The organism is Streptomyces sp. H27-C3 (genome assembly GCF_030063415.1).
In the GTDB taxonomy this organism is placed as follows: Bacteria; Actinomycetota; Actinomycetes; order Streptomycetales; family Streptomycetaceae; genus Streptomyces.
The window spans coordinates 350,457-371,725 of sequence record NZ_JASITA010000001.1 but is presented as its reverse complement, the minus strand read 5'-3'; the positions used below and the strand labels follow the sequence as shown (position 1 = coordinate 371,725).

1 protein-coding gene (only partly in view) is annotated in these 21,269 nt (G+C 71.7%); it reads left to right on the top strand.

Going from position 1 to position 21,269, the window contains the following annotated elements; genetic code table 11:
* Window positions 1–21,255, top strand: partial view of a non-ribosomal peptide synthetase gene (locus QMK30_RS01240; protein ID WP_283515199.1) — the 3' portion only. Its footprint begins 1,254 nt before the window's first position; 21,255 of the gene's 22,509 nt are visible here — the last part of the coding sequence; its start codon lies off the left edge, out of view; the stop codon is at window positions 21,253–21,255.
* Window positions 21,256–21,269: the final 14 nt, after the last annotated feature.

Below are 21,269 nucleotides of genomic sequence, written 5' to 3'. Positions count from 1 at the left end.
GAGCTGCACCAAGAGGGGGAGTACGAGCTCTTGCTGGAGGTCTGGGGCAGCGGCGATGCCTTCACCCTGTACTGGAAATACCAGCCCGAGCTGTACAGCCGCGCTTTCGTCGCGGAGCTCGCGGAGCGATTCGAGCGCCTCCTGACGGCGGTGTGCGACGAGCCGGACACGCCCCTCGCCGAGCTGGCCGGACGCTTCGCGGACACCGGCGCCGAGCTGTGCGTGCACGACCTGTTCGAGGTGGCGGCGCGCCGGACCCCCGGCGCGGTCGCGGTGGCGAGCCAGGACGAGGTGCTGACGTACGAGGCGCTCAGCAGTCGCAGCGACGCCCTCGCGGCCTGCCTCATAGCGCGAGGTGTGGGGTCGAACGACCTGGTCGCCGTCCTGCTGGACCGGTCGGCCGAGACGGTCGTCGCGTTGCTCGGGATCCTCAAGGCGGGCGCCGCCTATGTGCCCCTCGACCCGGAGCTGCCCGTCGCCCGGCTGACCGACATCGTGGCGGACAGCAGTACGACGCTCATCGTGACCCAGGCACGACACCGGGACCGCGCGCAGGATCTGCTCGACGGCCGCCCGCGCGACGCCGACGAACCGGCGCCGGCCTCGCTCTTCGTGCTCGACGAACAGCGGCCGGAGCTCGCGGCGGCCGCCCTCGTCGGCCTTCCGGTTACCGTCCCGGTGACCGGGGACGACCTCGCGTACGTCATCTACACCTCCGGGAGCACCGGGCGTCCCAAGGGCGTGATGATCCCGCACCGCGGCTTCAGCAATCTGCTGCACTCGATGCGGCGAGAGCCCGGCATGAGCGCGGCGGACACCCTGTTCGCCGTCACGACCATCAGCTTCGACATGGCACAGGTCGAGCTCTTCCTCCCGCTGGTCAGCGGGGCGCGCTGCTATGTCTGCGACAGCCCGACGATCAAGGACGTCGAGCGTCTCAAAGAACGCATCGGACGGGTGCGCCCCTCCGTCATGCAGGCGACTCCGGCGACCTGGAGCATGCTCTTCCACTCGGGCTGGCGCAACCGCGAAGGGCTGCGGATCTTCTGCGGCGGCGAGGCACTCCCCAGGACGGTCAAGGAGTTCTTCCACGACACCGGCAGCGAGGCGTGGAACCTGTACGGGCCGACGGAGACGACCGTCTACTCCGCGGGTGGACGTGTCCGGCCGGACGAGCCCACCACCATCGGCAGGCCGATCGCGAACACCCGGATCCACATCCTCGACGAGCGGCTGCGTCCGGTGCCGCCGGGCGGGAGCGGGGAGCTGTGCGTCGCGGGGGCCGGACTCGCCCGGGGTTATGTGAACAGCCCCGGCCTCACCGCGGAGAAGTTCATCGACCACGGACTCGAGCCCGGCGGCAAGCTCTACCGCACCGGGGACCTGGCCCGTTGGACCGCGGAGGGTGAGATCGACTACCTCGGCCGGATGGACTTCCAGGTGAAGATCCGTGGGTATCGCATTGAACTGGGCGATGTCGAGTATCACTTGAGCAGGCATCAGGACGTGGCCGAGTGTGTCGTCGTGGCCCGGGGCGAGGACGGTGCCAAGCAGCTCGTCGCGTACTACGTGCCGCGCCGTGCGCGGGCCGCGGGCGGCGACCCCGCCAGGGTGTTCAAGGACCATCTGCGCGCTCTGCTCCCGGTGTACATGGTTCCCGACTTCTTCACCGCGATCGACGCGGTCCCGCTGACCGGAAGCGGCAAGGTGGACCGAAACGACCTGATGCGGCGCGAGGTCCCGGCGGCCACCGTCACGACGGCGGCCCCGTCGGCGGCCGCAGAGCCCGGGGCCGACGCCGAGGAGGAGGTCCTCGCCTGCTGGCAGGAGGTCTTGAAGGTACGGGACATCGCCCCGACCGCCTCCTTCTTCGAGGTCGGCGGCAACTCACTGTCTGCCGTGGTGCTCGCCGACCGGATCAGCCGGCGGCTGGGCGCGCCGTTCGTGGCCGCCGATCTGTTCAAGTACGCCACCGTGCGCGGCATCGCCGCGTACGTGCGATCCCAGGCCGGTCCCGCCGCTGCTGTGTCCGCCGTGCCCGGGTCCGTCGCCGCTGCGTCCGCCGCTCCCGTGCCCGACACCGACACCGGCACCGACACCGCGGCCGCGGCCGGGCTCCGGCCCGCGACGGTGCCCGACGACGCGGTGGCGATCGTCGGCATCTCCTGCCGTTTCCCCGACGCCCGCGATCACTGGGAGTTCTGGGAGAACCTCAAGCGCGGCGACGAGGCCGTGCGCCGCTGGTCCGAGGAGGAGCTGCGCGAGGCGAATGTGCCCGAGCGCGTGCTGCGCGATCCGGCCTATGTGCCCCTGCGCTCCTCCCTCGACGACAAGGAGAACTTCGACGGCGAGTTCTTCCGGCTCTCGCCGAACCATGTGGAGCTGATGGACCCGCAGTTCCGCCAACTGCTGCTACACGCCTGGAAGGCGGTCGAGGACGCGGGCCGCAACCACCGGGACATCCCGGACACCGGCGTCTACGTCTCCACCGGCAACCACTTCTACGGCACGCCGGACGACACCGCGGAGAAGCCCGCCGCCGTGCTGGAGGACCCCCGGCAGTACCTGTCATGGGTCATGAGCCAGAGCGGCACCGTCGCCTCGATGATCTCGTACCAGCTCGGCTTCGGCGGGCCGAGTATGTCCGTGCACTCGAACTGTTCCTCCTCGTTGACCGCGCTTTCGCTGGCGGCCCGCGCGGTGCGGGCCGGTGAGACGGACTTCGCCCTGGTCGCCGCCGCCTCGGCGAGCAGTGCCGACAGCCTCGGCTACATCCACCAGCCGGGTCTCAACCTCTCCGGTGACGGCCGGGTCAAGGCGTTCGACGCCGACGCCGACGGCATGGTCGGCGGCGAAGGGGTCGTGGCCCTGCTGATCCGGCGCGCGGCCGACGCCGTCGCCGACGGTGACCACATCTACGGTCTGCTGCGCGACATCGCGACCAACAATGACGGAGGCGACGCCACCGGTTTCTACAGCCCCAGCGTCAATGGGCAGAGCCGTCTGATTCGGACTGTTCTGGAACGAACCGGCATCGACCCCCGCTCCATCGGTTACGTCGAGGCGCACGGCACCGGCACGAAGCTGGGTGACCCCGTGGAGCTGGCGGCGCTGACCGAGGCGTACCGCGACCACACGGACGAGACCGGCTTCTGCGGCATCGGCTCGGTGAAGTCGAACCTGGGCCACCTCGACACGGCGGCCGGGCTCGCGGGCAGCGTCAAGGTATTGCTCAGCCTCTACCACGGGCAGCTCCCGCCGACGCTCCACTACACCCGTCCGAACCCGCAACTGCGCCTCGACACCTCGCCGTTCAGGGTCGTCGACCGGCTGTGCGACTGGCCTGCCGGAGAGGCCCCCCGCCGCGCCGCACAGAGTTCCATCGGGCTCGGGGGGTCCAACGCGCACGCCGTCTTCGAGGAGTACGTCCGTGACAGCGGCCCCGACAGCGACGGCGCCGCATCGCAGTTGGTGCCGCTGTCGGCCCGGACCCCGGCCGACCTGGAGCGCGGCGCCGCAGAGTTGCTGCGTCACCTGACCGGCCCCCGGGCCGGCTCGCTGCGCCTCGACGACCTCGCCCACACGCTTCAGGTGGGCCGGGTACCGATGGCCTGCCGGGTGGCGTTCGTCGTACGCGACCTTCGTCAACTGGTGGCCCAGCTCGATCTGTTCGTCAAGGACGCCACGGGCGAGGACCCGCGCGCGCGCTTCACCGGCCGACTGGGGAGTGGCGCGGAGACGGCGAAGCGACGGGACGCGAAGCTCGCGCGCCGGCTGGCCGGAGGCAAGCTCAAGAAGGTCGCCGAGGCATGGGCCGGGGGCGCCGACATCGACTGGAGCCTCCTGCCCCGGCAGCGGCCGGGCCGACGCCTGAGCCTGCCCGGATACGCCTTCGGGCCCGTGGCCCACCCGTGGCCCGCACGTGCGCCCCGCGCAGCAGGAGCAGCGGGCGCAGCCCCCGCGAAGCCCCGGCCGGACGCGCCGTCGAGTCCGCGCCTCCATCCTCTGCTGCACGAGAATGTGTCGCGGCTGGACGGCCAGCGCTACCGCTCGCACTTCACCGGTGAGGAGCAGGTGCTGCGCGACCATGTCGTCGCCGGCGAAAAGCTGCTGCCCGCGGTCGCGAGCCTGGAGATGGCGTACACCGCGGTCCGGCGCGCCCTGCCCGACGCGGTCCGCCCGGGCCGGCGCACCGTTCTCAAGAACGTCACCTGGGTGCGCCCGGTGGCCGTCGCGGACGGCGGCCGGGATGTGGAGTTCACCCTCGCTCCGGAGCGAGGGCACACGGAGGCGGCGGACAGCGGCACGGCAACGGGGTCGCTGCGCTTCGAGCTCGTGAGCGACGGTGACCGGCCGCACGTCCAGGGACGGGCGGTGATCGAGGACGTCACCGTCCCGCCGCGTGTCGAGCTGGACCGGCTGCGCGCCGGGCTGCGGCTGCCGCCGCTGTCCGGCGCGCAGTGCTACGCACATATCGCTCGCGCGGGCGTCGAGTACGGGCCGAGCTACCGTCTCGTCCACATCCTGCACCGGGGTGAGTCCGACGGACGCCGCGAGGTGCTCGCCGAGTTGCGGCTGCCCGCGGAACTGCGCGGATCGATGGCGGACTACGCGCTCCACCCGAGCTTCCTGGACGCGGCGATTCACGCGTCCCTCGGCCTGGACCCCTCGTACGACGCGGCGGACACCGCCGGTAGCGCGTCGCGGACGTCCCCCGCCGGGGGCGAAGGGACTCCGGTCCCGTTCGCGCTCGACCGACTGGATGTCCACGCTCCCTTCGGCGAGACGATGTACGCATGGGTGCGTGCGGCAGCGGGGCAGCGGGCCGGCGGCTCGGGCCGGGTGCTCGACGTCGACCTCGTCGACGAACAGGGCGGCGTCTGCGCCACGCTGCGCGGACTGGCGTACCGGGAGCTCGAAGCGTCGTCCGGACCCGGACACCGTCTGCCACGCGCTTCGAAGCTGCGCACCCTGCTGCCCGTATGGGAGCCGAGGCATCCGGACGAGGAGCGGCTTCGGCCTGCCCCCGCGACCGGCGAGGTGCTCGTCTTCGACTCCGGGCGCCGGCTGCACGCGGAGTTGGAGACGCTCCACCCCGGGCACCGGTCGATCGCACTCCCGCAGGGCGCGACGGTCCAGGAGGTCGCCGAGCTGATACGCACCACCTCGGCCACCGGCCGCATCGCGCAGGTCGTCTGGGTCGCCCCCGCCGAAGGCCCCGACGAGCCCGGTGACATGATCCGCGGCCAGGAGCGCGGCGTGATCGAGGTCTTCCGGATCGTCAAGGCGCTGCTCTCGCTGGGGCACGGCACCCGCGAACTCGCCTGGACGGCGTACACCTTCGGCACCCAGCTCGTCCGCGAGCGGGACCGCGTCGCCGCGACGCACGCGAGCGTGCACGGGCTGCTGGGCAGTCTGGCCAAGGAGCACACCCGCTGGACGATCAGCCCGGTCGATCTGCCCCATGAGCCCGCCGGCGGGGCGGTCGGCGCACTGCTCGGCGAGGAGCGGCGCCTGAGCGGTGTGCGGCCCGGCACCACGGTGGCTCTGCGCGGCGGCCGCTGGTTCTCGCAGGAACTGCTGCCGGTGGCGAACCTGGAGCCGGCCCCCGGCCCGTACCGCCGACACGGCGTCTACGTTGTCGTCGGGGGTGCGGGTGGCATCGGTGAACTGTGGAGCCGCTTCATGGTGGAGCAGTACGGGGCGACGATCGTGTGGGTCGGCCGGCAGCCGCTGAACGAGAGGATCGAGCGCAAGCTCACCGACCTCGCCGAACGGGCCCGCGCCGTCGGCGCCGACGCCCCTCGGTACGTCCCGGCGGACGCGAGCGATCGCCGGAGCCTGCTGACCGCCTACCGGCGGATCAAGGAACACCACCCGCGCATCGACGGTGTGGTGCACTCCGCGATCGTTCTGGCCGACAAGACGCTGGCGCACATGGACGAGAAGGGGTTCCGCGCCGCACTCACCTCGAAGGTCGACGTCGGCGTCAACATCGCCGAGGTGTTCGCCGCCGAGCACATGGACTTCGTCCTGTTCTTCTCCTCGGTCGAGAGCTTCGTACGGGCGGCGGGCCAGTCGAACTACGCGGCCGGTTGCACCTTTAAGGACGCACTGGCGCACGTGCTTCAGCAGCGAGGACTGCCCGTGGCCAAGGCCGTTCACTGGGGCTACTGGGGGGTGGCCGGAGTGGTCAGCGACCCCTTCTACCGCGATCGGATGGCAGCCGCCGGGGTCGACTCGCTCGATCCGGACGAGGCGTTGCACGCCCTGGAATCCTTCCTCGCCGGTGCACACGGCCGGATCGTGCTGATGCGGACCTTCGGCGACGAGGCGCTGCGGGGCCTCGCGCTCGACGAGCGGCAGGACAGCCATCCGGCCGTCCTGCCCTCCGTACGGAACGACATCGTGGCGTCCCCTCGCGCGCCGCGTGACGAGGTGGAGCGGCTGCACCGCTTCCTGCCGCACCCGCGCATGTGCGAACTGGCCACGCAGCTGCTCCTCGTGACGCTCCGGGACCTGGGCCTCGGACGCCCAGGGAGCTCGGCGGGCCCGGAACACCCGAGCGGCGGGCCGGACGGCCCGGACCAGCAGGTACTCGCCAAGTACACCCGATGGACCGAGGAGAGCGTCCGGGTGCTCGTGGACGCCGGGCTCCTGGAGTACGCGGACGGCCGGCCCGGCGTGGGACCGGCCGGGCTCGGTCTGGAGCGCGACGACCTGTGGAGGCAGTGGCACGCCGAGCGCGACGGCTGGCAGCCGAACGCGTCCCAGCGGGCGCAGGCCGACCTGGTCGAGTCGTGCCTGCTGACCCTGGCGGAGGTCCTCACCGGAGCCCGGCAGGCCACCGAGATCCTGTTCCCCGGCTCCTCCATGTCACGGGTCGAGGGCATCTACCGTGGCGACCCCGTCGCCGACTACTTCAACGACCGGTTGAGCCTGCTGGTGGCCGACGCCGTGCGCGGCTGGGGCCACGCCGATCCGCAGCGACGGCTGCGCATCCTGGAGGTGGGCGCCGGCACCGGTGCGACGAGCGCCAAGGTGCTGGAGGCACTCGAACCGTTCGGTGACCGCATCGCCGAGTACTGCTACACCGACCTGTCCAAGGCGTTCCTGTTCCGCGCCGAGGAGCGGCTGCGCCCCCGGTACCCGTACCTCACGACCAAGATCTTCAACGCGGAGCACCCGCCCGAGCAGCAGGGCGTGGACCTGGGCGCCTTCGACATCGTCGTGGCCACCAATGTGCTGCACGCCACCGCCGACATCTCCCGCACCCTGCGCAACGTCAAGGCGGCCATGCGCGGGGGCGGCCTGCTGTTCGTCAACGAGATGAGCCGCAACACCGTCCTGGCCCATCTGACGTTCGGACTGCTGGACGGCTGGTGGCTGTACCGGGACGCCGAGCTGCGCATCCCGGGGAGCCCCGTACTGGCGGCCGACCGCTGGTTGGAGGTTCTGGAGGACGAGGGGTTCCGCACGGGCGCCCAGCCGGACACCGAGGCCCATGCTCTCGGCCAGCAGCTCATCGTGGCCGAGAGCGACGGTCTGTTCCGCACGCAGCACAGGTCCGGAGGGCTCGCCGCCCCGCGGCGTCCTGCTGCCGCGGCCGAGATCCGTGTGGACTCCGGCGCCGAGCTGCGCGCGCACACCACCGCCTACTTCGAGCGGCTGGTGCGCGAGGCGCTGCACCTCACGGACGAGGACATCGACCCGCACAAGGACCTGCACGACTACGGGCTGGACTCCATCCTGGTCTCCGGCATGAACGCCTCTGTCGCCAGGGACTTCGAGGATGTCAGCAGCACGCTCTTCTTCGAGCTGAACACCCTCGACAAGCTGGTCGGACACTTCCTGGCGGAGCGCCGACCGGAGCTGCGGAAGCTGTTCGACCGGGTACAGGCGCCGCGACGGAACGCCGACACCGGCGGCGGTGGCACGCCGCTCGCCGAGCGCGCCACGGTGTACCTCACCCGACTGGTCGCCGGAACTCTGAAGCTGGCGCCCGGGGAGCTCGCCGAGGACGCCAACCTGTTCGATCTGGGGCTCGACTCGATCCTCGTGATCCAGCTCCACAACATGCTGGGCCACGACTTCGAGGACCTGAGCAGCACGCTGTTCTTCGACTGCCCCACGATCCGGGACGCGGTCGAGCACCTCACGGCGGCCCACCCCGGCCGACTGGCCGAAGTGCTGGCCGAAGGGTCGGCGGAAGGGCCGGTACGGGGGAACGCCGACGAGGCCCCGCCCGCGGCGGCCGAGGAGCACGCCGGCGCACGTCCGGCTCCGGCGGAGGCGCCCCGGCGGGCCCCGGAACCGGCGCACACCACGGGCGACGCCGCAACGCCCGCCACGAGTCACACTCCGACGTACACCCCGAGAGACGCCACGAGCCGTGTCCAGGACATCGCCGTCGTCGGACTGGGCGGGCGGTACCCGGGCGCGGACAACCCCGAGCAGCTGTGGGAGAACGTGGCCCGCGGTGAGAGCGCCACCGCTCCCTACCCGGCCGACCGCTGGTGGTGCCGCTGGGAGGGTGAGGAGCGCCCCTGGGGCGGTTTCCTGTCGGACGTCTCCTCCTTCGACGCGGACCACTTCGGGATCTCCGAGCGTGAAGCCGCGGCCATGGACCCGCAGGAGCGGCTCTTCATCGAGACGGTGCACAGTGCCGTGCAGGACGCGGGCCACACCCCCGGAGCCCTGGCGGCGCGCGGCCGCGTGGGTGTGTTCGTGGGCGTCATGAACGCGACGTACAACGGGCGCACCGCCCACTCGTCGATCGCCAACCGCGCCTCGTACCTCTTCGACTTCCAGGGGCCGAGCATCGCCATCGACACGGCGTGCTCCTCCTCGCTGACGGCCGTGCACCTGGCCGTGCAGAGTCTCATCAGCGGCGACAGCGACTGCGCCGTCGCCGGCGGCGTCAATCTGCTGCTGAACCAGGACCACTTCGGCGTCCTGGAGGAGCACGGACTGCTCTCGTCCGGCGACCGGTGCCGTCCGTTCTCCGACCACGCCGACGGGTTCCTCGCGGCGGAGGGCGTCGGGGCCGTGGTGCTGCGGCCGCTGAGGGACGCGGTGGCGGACGGAGACCACATTTATGGCGTGATCAAGGGTAGTGCGGTCAATTCCGGCGGCCGCACCAGCCGCTACAGCATGCCGAGCATGACGGCGCAGCGCGATGTGGTCGTACGGGCGCTGGAGAGGGCCGGCGTCACACCCGGCTCGATCAGCTATGTCGAGGCGCACGGCACGGCGACGCTCCTCGGCGATTCGATCGAGCTCTCGGCGCTGAGCCGGGCTTTCGGCACCGAGCGCCGCGGTCAGTACTGCGCGGTCGGGTCGCTCAAGTCCAACCTGGGTCACTGTGAGAGCGCCTCCGGCATCGCCGGGCTGACCAAGGTCCTCATGCAACTGCGCCACCGCCGGCTCGCACCCTCGATCAACGCCGAGGAACTCAACACCGGCATCGTCTTCAGGCAGTCGCCGTTCTTCGTCCAGCGGGAGATCGCCCCCTGGGCGCCGACGGACGACGCCGGACACCCCCTGCCGAGGCGCGCGGGGATCTCGTGCTTCGGCGCGGGCGGATCGAACGCACATCTGATCATCGAGGAATACATGGAAGAGGACGTCGCGGGCCGGCCGTTCGAACAGCCGACCGACGAAAGCTGCTTGGTGCCGCTGTCGGCGCGCACCCCCGAGCAGCTGCACACCGCGACCCGGCGACTTGCCGGTTTCCTGGAGGACGCCACCCGCGCCGGGCGCCCGGTAGCGCTGCGCGACCTCGCGTACACCCTCCAGACGGGCCGCGACGAGCTGCCCGTGCGGCTCGCGCTCGTGGCACGGACGCCGGCGGAGCTCGCCGGCATGCTGACGGACCTGCACGGCACAGGCGGCGCATTCGCCGAGGAGTACGTCGACCTCGGCGACGCGGTGCCGCCGCGGCGCGCGAGCGCAGGAGCGGAGTCCGGCATCGCGGCAGGCGTGGCGGCAGGCGACCACCGTGCACTGGCGCGGCTGTGGCTGACCGGTGCGAGCGTCCCCTGGCGCGAGCTGTACGGCGACCGTCCGCCCCGTCGCCTCAGTCTCCCGACCTACCCCTTCGCGAAGAGGCAGTACTGGTACGAGGACGAAAAGCCGCTCCCCGCGCAGGCACATAGTGCCCCACGGCAGCCCCTCCGGGAGCAGGTGCCGGAGCAGGCGCCCCCCGAGCCGGCGGCGCCCGGCGCCCGCGACTGGCTTCTGCGCGCGTGCGCCGAGCAACTGGACGCCCGGCCCCAGGACGTACGGACCGACGAGGACTTCCCGGCCCTTGGAGTGTCGTCGATGGCCCTCGTCCACATCGCCCGGCGCATCCAGCGTGAACTCGACCCGGCGTTCCAGTCGGCGTCGCTCTTCGAGTACACGACCATCGACCAGTTGGCCGCCCACCTCGGTGACACTCCTCGCGCGCACGCCGCCGGGCACGTTCCCGAGCCCGACGAGACATTCGAGCCCCACCCTCTGTCCGAGGGCCAACAGGGCCTGTGGGCCCTGCAGAAGGCCGCGCCCCACACGAGCGCGTACAACGTGCCGCTCTGCTTTCGCGCGACCGGGCTCGACACCGACGCGCTGCGCCGCTCCTTCCGGCGCATGGCCGCTCGCCACCCGTTGCTGGGCGGCGTCGTCCAGGAGGAGGACGGCCGGCTGCTGCTGGCGCGGCCGGCCGACCCACGGCCCGCCTTCACCGAGCGGACACTGCCCGCGCTCGACCGGGACGAGATGTCCGCGCTGCTGCGCGAGCACGCCAAGGAGCCGTTCGACCTGGATCTGGGGCCGCTGTGCAGGCTCAGCGTGTTCCACACCGGGGGCGGTGAGTCGTGGGTGCTTCTGACCGCACATCACCTCGTCCTCGACGGCGCGTCCGCCGTCGTCCTGGTCAAGGATCTGCTCGCCGACTACCGGGCCGGGGGCCGGGGCCCGGTGTCCGAGAGCCCGCGACGGGGCGCCGGATACGCCGAGTTCGTCGCCGAGGAAGCGGCCCTCATGCGCGGCGACGAGGGCGCGGCTCGCCTCGCGTACTGGCAGGAGCAACTGGCCGGAGTGATGCCCGCCCCCGCGTTCCCGGCCGACCGGCCCCGCTCCACGCCCGGCCGGGGCACGCACGGCGCCTCCGCGACCAGGATCCTGTCGGCGCGACTCAGTGACCGGATCGCCGAGTTCGCCCGCGACCAGGGTGTTTACCCCTCGGCGGCATTCCTCACGGCGTACAACGTGCTGCTGCGCCAGTACACCCGGCAGGACGACATCACCGTCGGCATGCCGGTGAGCACCCGTCCCGATGAGCGATTCCGCGGCACCGTCGGCTACTTCGTCACCATGGTGCCGATCAGGAGCCGGCTGGCCGGCCAGCAGCTTTTCGCCGACCTATGCAAGGACGTCCAGAAGACGCTCTTCACCGGCATCGCCCACACCTACCCGTTCGGGTCGCTCGTCCGCGAGCTCGGCCTCGGCTCCACGGTCGGCTCCGCGCCGGTCTTCAGCCACGCCTTCATGTACCAGGACTGGCACGAGGACGTCACGGTGGACACCGACTCCTTCACCTACGTCGAGGGCATCCACCAGGAGGGCGAGTACGAACTCGTCCTGGAGATCGTCGAGCCGGACGGCGCCGACGACGGTTTCGCCGTCACCTTGAAGTACGACCCGGTCCTGTTCGACGGGGAGACGGCCGACCGGATACTGCGCCAGTACGTCCATCTCCTGGAGACCGTCCCGGCCGCCGCGCCCCACCGGCCCGTCGACGACTGCTCGCTGGTGTCGACGGAGGAACTGCACACCCTCACGGTGGAGTGGAACGACACCGCGGTGACCCGGCCGGAGCGCCGCGCACATGAGCTGTTCGCCGAGCGGGCAGCCCGCACACCGGACGCGATCGCGCTGGTCAGCGGCCCCGACTCGGTCACGTACGCACAACTCGACGAGCGATCACGGCTGCTCGCGGCCCGGCTGCGCGGCCTCGGCGTCGGCCCCGGCAGCCTGGTCGCCGTGTACCTGGAGCGCTCGCCCGAACTGGTCGTCGCGCTGTTGGCGACGATGCGGGCGGGCGGCGCGTACATCCCGCTCGACCCCACGTACCCCCGTGACCGGATCGCGTACATCCTCGATGACGCGGCGCCCCAGGTGGTCCTCAGCGAGTCGGCGCTGCGCGAGCAGCTGCGGGGCCTGGACTCGGGCGGCCCGGCCACCCGCCGGGTGCTTCTGGTCGATGAGACCGGCCCCGAGGACACGCACGACAGCGGGGCGGCCCGCGCGGACGAGCGCACCGGCCCCCGCGCCACCGGCGCCGACCCGGCGTACGTCATCTACACCTCGGGCAGCACCGGTGATCCCAAGGGGGTGGTGGTGCCGCACCGGGCGCTGACCAACTTCCTGTGCGCGATGGCCGAACGGCCGGGCATGCGGGCGGACGACCGGATCCTGGCGGTGACGACGCACAGCTTCGACATCGCCGCTCTCGAGCTGTACCTGCCGTTGATCACCGGCGCGCAGTGCCACCTGAGCGACGCGGCCACCGCCCGCGACGCCGAGCGGCTCTCGGCGCTGATCGCCCGCGTCCGGCCGACCGTGATGCAGGCGACGCCTGCGACCTGGACGATGCTCCTGCACTCGGGATGGACCAACGACGAAGGCGTCCGGGTGCTGTGCGGCGGCGAAGCGCTGTCCGAGACGCTCAAGGAACGGCTCGTCGCGCTCGGCTGCGAGGTCTGGAACCTGTTCGGGCCCACCGAGACGACGGTGTGGTCCACCGTGGCGCGGATCGAGGCGGACAAGTGCGTCACCATCGGCCGCCCCATCGACAACACCCGCATCCACATCGTGGACGGACAGGACCGGATCGCCCCCGTCGGCGTGCCGGGTGAGCTGTGCATAGCGGGCGACGGCCTCGCCCTCGGCTACCTCAACAAGCCGGAACTCACCGCCGAGCGCTTCCCCGCCAACCCGTTCGCGCCCGGTGACACCCTGTACCGGACCGGCGACCTGGCCCGCTGGCGCGACGACGGCACGATCGAGTGCCTGGGCCGGATGGACTCCCAGGTGAAGATCCGTGGCTTCCGCGTCGAACCCGGCGAGATCGAGCACGTCCTGGCCAGGCACCCGGCTGTGCGCGAGTGCGCCGTCGTCGCCAGGACGGGAGCGATGACCGGAGGCGCCCAGCTGGTCGCGTACTGGACCCGGGCCCCGGGCGCCGCCCGGCCGGCAGACCGGGAACTGCTCGGGTATCTGGGCCGCAGCCTGCCGGACTACATGGTTCCGGCTTTCGTCCTGCCGATCGACCGGCTTCCGCAGACCCCCAACGGCAAGGTGGACCGGCTGACGCTGGCTCGGCGGCCGGTCTCGCTGCCCGAGGAACCGACCCGCGCCGTCGCCGCGGCGGCGCCGGAGGAGAGCGACGTGGTCGCACTGTGGCGTGAGGTACTGGGCATCGACAACCTCCGGCCCACGGACGCCTTCCTGGAGGCCGGCGGCAGCTCCGTGTCGGCGGTGGTCCTCGCCGGCCGCGTCGCCAAGCGGTTCGGCGTGCCGTTCACGGCGGCCGACGTCTTCCGCTGCGTGCACGCACAGGGCACGGGAGCCCATCTGCGCACCCTGCTGAGCACGGAGCCGGAGGGAGACCGGTCTCCGGAGCCGGACCGGGCCGGGGGCCCGACCATGGTCCCGGTCTCGGAGCGGTCCCCGGGCCCGGACTCGCGGCCGATGGCCACCGGCACGACCGTCCCCGCCCCGGCCCACGGCGAACTGCCCGGCTACCTCGCCGACAGCGTCGCCGTCATCGGCGTATCCGTCGGGCTTCCCGGAGCCGACGACCACCATCAGTTCTGGCAGAACCTCCTCGCGGGCGAGGAGAGCGTGGAACTCTGCCCGGCGGACGAACTGCGCCGTCTCGGTGTCGACGAGCGATTGATCCACGACCCGGCCCATGTGCCGGTGCGTGCGAGCATGCGGGGCAAGGGTTTCTTCGACCCCGCCTTCTTCCAGATCTCGGCGCGCGACGCCGAACTGATGGACCCCCAGCTGCGCCAGCTGCTCCAGCACTCGTGGAAGGCGATCGAGGACGCCGCCTACCTGCCCGGGGACATCGCCGACGCGGCGGTGTACATGTCCACCACCAACGCTCTCTACCAGGCACCCGTCACGGGCCGCGACACCCGGCGCGACTCGGAGGCCCTGGTCGGCTTCCTGCAGGCACAGCCCGGCACCATCCCGACGACCGTTTCGCACAAGCTCGGACTGCGCGGCCCCAGCCTGTACGTCCACAGCAACTGCTCCTCCTCATTGGCCGGGCTCGCACTGGCGTGCCAGAGCATCCGGTCCGGGCAAACCACTCACGCGCTGGCCGGCGGGTGCGGCATGTACGGCGAGAACGCCGTCGGCCATCTGTACGAGGAGGGCATGACACTGTCCTCCGACGGACACTGCAAGCCCTTCGCCGCGGAGGCCACCGGCATGATCGGCGGCGAGGGCGCCGTGGTCGTCCTCCTCAAGGACGCCCTGTCCGCCGTCCGCGACGGCGACCACGTCTACGCGCTGGTGCGCGGAGTGGGAATGAACAACGACGGTGCGCGGAAGGCGGGTTACTACGCCCCGAGCGTCGCTGGGCAGTCGGAACTGGTCGCCTCGGTCCTCGAACGCTCCGGCGTGCACCCCGAGTCGATCAAGTACCTGGAGGCCCACGGCACCGGCACAGTGATCGGCGACCCGATCGAGGTCATGGCGGTGTCGGAGGCGTACCGGCGGCACACCGACGCGACCGGCTTCTGCGGCATCGGCTCGGTGAAGTCGAACCTCGGTCATCTCGACGCCGCCGCGGGCCTCGTCGGCCTCGTCAAGTCCGCCCTCGTGGTCGGCCACCGCACAGTGCCGCCGACCATCAACATTGAAGCGCCCAACCCTCAGATCGACTTCGCACGCTCGCCCTTCTACGTCGTGGACCGGCTCACGAAGCTGGCGCCCTCGGCCGAACCGCTGCGCGCCGCCGTGAGCTCCTTCGGCATCGGCGGCACCAACGTGCACGCGATCCTGGAAGAGGCGCCGTCCCGCGGCGGCCAGGACGTGGTCTTCGCCGGGCCCCAGCTCGTGACGCTGTCGGCCAGGACCCCCGAGAACCTGCGGCGCTACGCCCGCGATCTCGCGCACCGGCTGGCCGAGGAGGAGGTCACCGCCAGGCCGAGCGCACGCCGTCTCGCCGACATCGCCTTCACCCTCCAGGTCGGCCGTACCGCACTGCCCGAGCGGACGGCCTTCGTCGTCCACACTGTGTCCGAACTGATGGCCGAGTTGCGGGACTTCGCGGACCGTACCGACCCGCCCGCCCGCCCCGCCGCGCCGTCGTCCCTGCTCGACGACGAGGACCGGCGGAGCCTGGTCGGGCAGTGGCTGGCCGAGCGCAGGCTCGACAAGGTGGCGCGGCTGTGGGAGTCGGGTGAATCGGTCGAATGGAACCTCCTGTACGCCGAAGGCCCGCGACCACACCGCGTCAGCCTGCCGGCGTACCCCTTCAGCGAGGAGTACTTCTGGCTGTCCGAAGAGACCGACACAGCGCCGACCGACGCGCCGGCCGCCCACGTCGCGCCCGATTCCGAGGAATCCTGCGCGCCACGCTTCTTCGAGGAGCGCTGGGAGGCCCGGGAGCCCGAGGCGGTTCGGGACGACCCGCACGCGGGGGACGACACGTCCGCCGGGCAGGTCGTCGTGGTCTTCCTGTCGGACCGGACAGCACAGGAGTCCTACCGGCGCGCGACGCGCGAGCGTGTACCGGGCGCCAGGATGGTCTTCGTCGAGCAGATCGCCGACGAGCGGGCGAGCGCCCCGGCGGTTTCGCCCTCCGTCTACGGCCTGGACCGCCGTGTCGAGCCGGACTGGCAGCGGGCGCTCGGCGCGATCGCCGAGGCGCACGGGCCGATCGCCGCCATCCACTATCTGTGGCCGACCGAGCACGAGGACGCCACGTCGGCGCTGCGCGAACTGACCGACGTCGGCGCCCTGGTACGCGCCCTGGCCGCAGCTGACCTGAACGTTACCGACGTCCTCGTGGCCGGTCACTTCCGCGGCGCCGTGGAGCAGGCCGCCCTGGACGCACTCATCGGGTACGAGCGTTCGCTGTCCGGGATCCTGCCCGGCACCGCGCTGCGCGTCGTCCTGCATGACGGCGCCGCCGCCACCGAGCGCTGGGCCGAGCTGCTGCTCGTCGAGCAGCGCCAGGAACGCAAGGCCAGCGCCCTGTACCGGGCAGGCCGACGCCACGTCTGCCGGGTCGTGGGCGTCGACATCCCCGCACCGTTCGCCGCGTCGCGCGGGCCGGCCGCCCTGCGCGAGGGCGGCACCTACCTGGTCACCGGCGCCTTCGGCGGTCTCGGCCGACGCCTCGCGGAGCACCTGGCCCGGGCCTACCGCGCCAATCTCGTGCTGCTCGGCCGCTCGCCCCTGGGGTCGTCCGACGAGGAATGGGCCGCGAGCCTGCGCCGGCTCGGCGGCGAGGTCGTGTGCCGCCGCGCCGACGTCACCGACGAGGACGCTCTCGTTGAGCTGCTCGGCGCCCTGCCGCCCGCAGTGCGCGCGATCGACGGCGTCGTCCACGCCGCCGGTACGGCGCAGGCGGTGCCGCTGACCGACAAGACACGGGAGTCGTTCGAGAAGGTCCTCGCGGCGAAGGTGCGCGGGACGCTCGCCCTGGAGCGGGCGCTCGGTCGCGCGCCGGGCGGCCGCGCGGTGCAGTTCGTCTGTCACTTCTCGTCGAGTTCCGCGACCCTGGGCGACTTCGGCAGCTGCGACTACGCGGTGGCCAACCGCTTCCAGGCGGCGTACGCACGCGCCCTGGGCGAGCAGCGGTCCCCGTACCGGACCCTCAGCATCGAATGGCCCCTGTGGGAGGAAGGCGGGATGGGCGCCGCCGCACAGCGGCACCCCGGTCACCACACGGACCCGGACTTCGTCACGGCGTATCTGCACACCAGCGGTCAGCTGCCGCTGGCAACCGACGCCGGACTCGCCCTCTTCGAGCGGCTGCTCTCGGCGGCTCCGGCGGCGCCGCTCGTACTGCACGCCACCTCCGCGCAGGCACGGTCGCTTGTCGACCGGGCCGTCGCGCGGACGGTGGGGCCCGTGCGACAGCAGCCGGCCGTTCCGCGGGAGACCGTGGACACGCGGGACCGGCGCCGAGCAGAACTGGCGGCCGCGGTCCGCGACATCGTGGCGCACGTCCTGAAGGCGCCCGTGGAGAAGCTCGACGACGGGAGCAACTTCGCCGACCTCGGGCTGGACTCGATCCGCCTCACGCAGCTCGCCCACCGGCTCTCGGAGCACTTCGGCGTACGGCTGCTTCCCACGGTCCTGTACGACCACCCGAGCATGAGGCTTCTGAGCGGCTACCTGGCCGAACAGCCCGCGGTGGTGGCGCTTCCCGCCCACGACCCGGCCTCCCCTGTAGCGCCCGGGGCAGGACCCTCCGCGAGCGTCCCGGACGCCGTCCCGACGGCGGCCGAAGAACGACAGGAGCCGAAGCCGGTACCGGGGCCGGAGCCGGTCGCAGGCGATGCTCCGATCGCCGTCATCGGGATGAGCGGCATCTTTCCCGGCTGCCGCTCCGTCGACGACTTCTGGAACGCTCTCACCGAGGGCAAGGACCTGGTCACCGAGGTGCCGCCGGTGCGCTTCGGACCCGCTTCGCCCGAGGGCGAGGGCGAGGAGGCGACGGACCGCTACCGCTGGATGGGCGGCATCGACTGGGCGGACGAGTTCGACCCGGCCTTCTTCGAGATCGCGCCCAAGGAGGCCCGCGCGATCGACCCGCGCCAGCGGCACCTTCTCCAGGAGTGCTGGAAGGCACTGGAGGACGCCGCCCTGGGCGCCGAGGAACTGAAGGGCCGCCGCGTCGGCGTGTTCGTCGGCGTCGAGCAGGGGGACTACCGCCTGTTGGTCAAGGACGAGGGCAACATGACCTCCAACCACGACGGCGTGCTGGCCGCGCGGCTGTCGTACTTCCTCGATCTCAAGGGTCCCGTACTCGCCATCAACACGTCCTGCTCGTCGGGCCTGGTGGCACTGCACCAGGCGTGTACGAGCCTGCGCCAGGGCGAGTGCGACATCGCCGTCGTCGCCGCCGCCAACTTCGTCCTCACCCCGCAGTCGCTGGCGGCGATGGATCAGGCGGGCATGCTGTCGGCGCAAGGCCGCTGCGCCACCTTCGACCAGAGCGCCGACGGGATGGTGCCCGGCGAGGCGGTGACCGCACTGGTGCTGCGGCCGCTCGACCGGGCGGAGGCGAACGGCGACCCCGTCCACAGCGTGATCGTGGCCGGCGGCATCAACTACGACGGCAGGACCAACAGCATCACCGCGCCCGCCGGAGAGGCCCAGCGCGAGCTGCTGGAGACCGTCTTCGCGCGGGGCGGCATCGACCCGGAGGACCTGGGCTACATCGTCACCCATGGAACCGGGACGAAGCTGGGGGACCCGGTCGAGGTCAACGCCCTGCGCGAGTCGTTCCGCCCGCACACCGACAAGCGCGGGTTCTGCGCCCTCACCTCGACGAAGACCAACATCGGCCACACTTTCGCCGCCTCCGGCCTGGTCGGCCTCATCTGCCTGTCCGAGGCGCTGCGTCACGGCACGATCCCGGCCAGCCTGCACTGCGACCGTGACAACGAGTACATCGACTGGGACCGCAGCCCCTTTTACGTCAACAAGTCGACCAAGGAGTGGCCGACGCCGCCGCTGGGCAGGCCCCGGACCGGCGCGGTCAGCGCTTTCGGCATGAGCGGCACCAACGCCCATGTGGTCGTGCGCGAGTACGTCGGCGCACGTTCGGCTCCCGCCCCGGCGCAGCCGTACCACCTGCTGCCGGTCTCGGCCAAGACCGAGGCGGCCCTGGACCGGCTCGTGGACGGACTGCTCGCCCGGATCGCGAGCGGCTCTCTGAGCGACGCCGATCTGCCGCAGCTCAGCGCCACGCTGCTCACGGGGCGCCATCACTTCCGCCACCGCCGCGCGGTCGTCGTGGGCTCCCTCGACGAGGCCGTCGCGCTCTGGACCGGCAGGCGCGGCTCGTCGCCCGGCCGACCGGACCCGTCGTACTTCGAGGGCGCCGTACCGCGCGACTTCACCGCCCGTGGGACGGACGCCGAGCGCATCGCGGCTTGCCTCGAAGGCGCGAGGGATGCCGGGCTCGACCCGGCGCGACGGCGCGAGGCGCTCGTCGAACTGGCCCAGCGTTACGTCGAGGGCAACGCCCTCCCGAGTCCGGACGACCGGTCCGCCGGACGCCGTCCCACGCGGCTGCGGCTGCCCGGGTACCCGTTCGCCCGGAACCGCTACTGGGCGGGTGCCGACGGGCCCACCCGGACCACAGCCACAGCCACGGCTGCTGTGGCGGCCGTGGCGCCGAGTCCCGCCGCGGAGCCGCAGCCGCAGCCGCACAAGCCCGTCGTACTCGCCGATTTGGCGGACGTCCCGCACCGGCTCGACGCCCGCTCGCCCGGCGGTGACGAACGGCGGACGGTGTCCCTGACTCCGCTGGCGGCTCCGGCATCTCAGGGGTCGCTGCCGTCCCGGGCGCCGGTCCTGGTGACACGGGAGCACGACGTTCTGGAGGACCTCAAGGCGGCGGCCGACATCGACTTCGGTGGCATGGTCGCGACCCTGAACCGCACCGGGGTGATGGTCGAGTACCTGATCCCGTACTCCTCGGACTTCGCCGACTTCGCGGGCGAGCGCGGTGGCGAGGTGCTGGACATGGGCTGTGCCTACGGCGTCGCCAGCATCGCCGCGCTGGAGCGGGGAGCGCGGGTCGTCGCCCTCGACATGGAGAAGAAGCACCTGGACATCCTCGAACAGCGCGTCAACGACGAAAGCAGGGCGCGGCTGATTCTGCGCCGGGGCACCCTGCCCGACGTCGACTTCGAGGACGAACGTTTCACGGCCGTGCACGCCAGCCGGGTGATGCACTTCCTCAAGCCCGAGGACGTCCGGCTGATGCTGCGCAAGATGTTCCGCTGGCTGACGCCGGGCGGGAAGGTGTTCCTCAGCACGGACTCGCCCTACTTCGGGTACTGGGCCTCCAAGGCATGGGAGTACGAGGAGCGCAAGCGCGCCGGTGACCCCTGGCCCGGCTACATCGAGGATGTCGCCGCGCACTTCGACCCGGCGCACGTCGTCGGCGGGCCGCGTCTGATCAACGCCGTCGACCCGGATGTCTTCCGCAGGGAATGTGAGGCTGTCGGCTTCGTCGTGGAGCGGGCGGGGTTCTTCGGCACTGTGGGAGTGGACCGGGAGTCCTACGGAGCTCCCGCCCCCGACATGGAGCACGTGGGGATCATCGCGCGCAAGCCGGTGACCGCGACCGCCACGCCGACCGCGTCGGCCTCCGCACGCGCGGCCGTGCCGGCCTCCGTGTCCACGCGCGCGCCCGGATCGGCCTTCGCCGGGCGCTCCGAGGCGCGGTCGGTCGACGGCAACTCCATCCACTACGAGGTCCGGGGCAGTGGCCCCACGGCGCTGGTGTTCATCCACGGGCTGGGATGTGACGCGTCTTACTGGGATCGGCAGGTCCCGTACTTCGAGAAGGACCACACCGTGATCACCCTGGACCTCGCCGGGCACGGCCGGTCGGGAAAGGACCGGCCGAAGTGGTCCGTCGAGGCATTTGCCCAGGATGTGGCCGCCGTTGTCGAGCGCGCGGGCGTCACCGACGCCGTCCTGATCGGCCATTCGCTGGGCGGGCCCGTGATGCTGGCTGCCGCGCCCCTGCTGGGCGCCACGGTCCGGGGCATGATCGGCGTGGACACGCTGCACAACTTCGATGCCAAGCGGCTGGGCGCCGCGCAGCTCGACCGGTTTGTGCAGACGTTCGTCGACCGGCCCGTGAAGGCGCAGGAGCTGTTCCTCGACACGGCGCGTCAGGACCTGATCGAACTGGTCGAGCGCACACGGGAGCAGGTGGGCGCGTCGGTCGTCTCGGCCGCGTTCCGCGAGATGTTGACCTATCTGCAGGATGTGCCGAAGCGTTTCGACGTGCCGCTGGTTCTGGTCAACTCGACCTCCTGGATGCCGACGAACCTCGCCGCCGCGCACCGATGCGGCGTAGAGGTGGATCTGGTCGAGGGCGTCGGGCACTTCGTGATGCTGGAGACGCCGGACGCCTTCAACGTCTCCTTGCGGCGGCATGTCGATCGGATCGTCGGCGCCGGGCGCGGGGCCTGCTCAGAGGGTGTTGATCGATGATGTCCGAACCACGT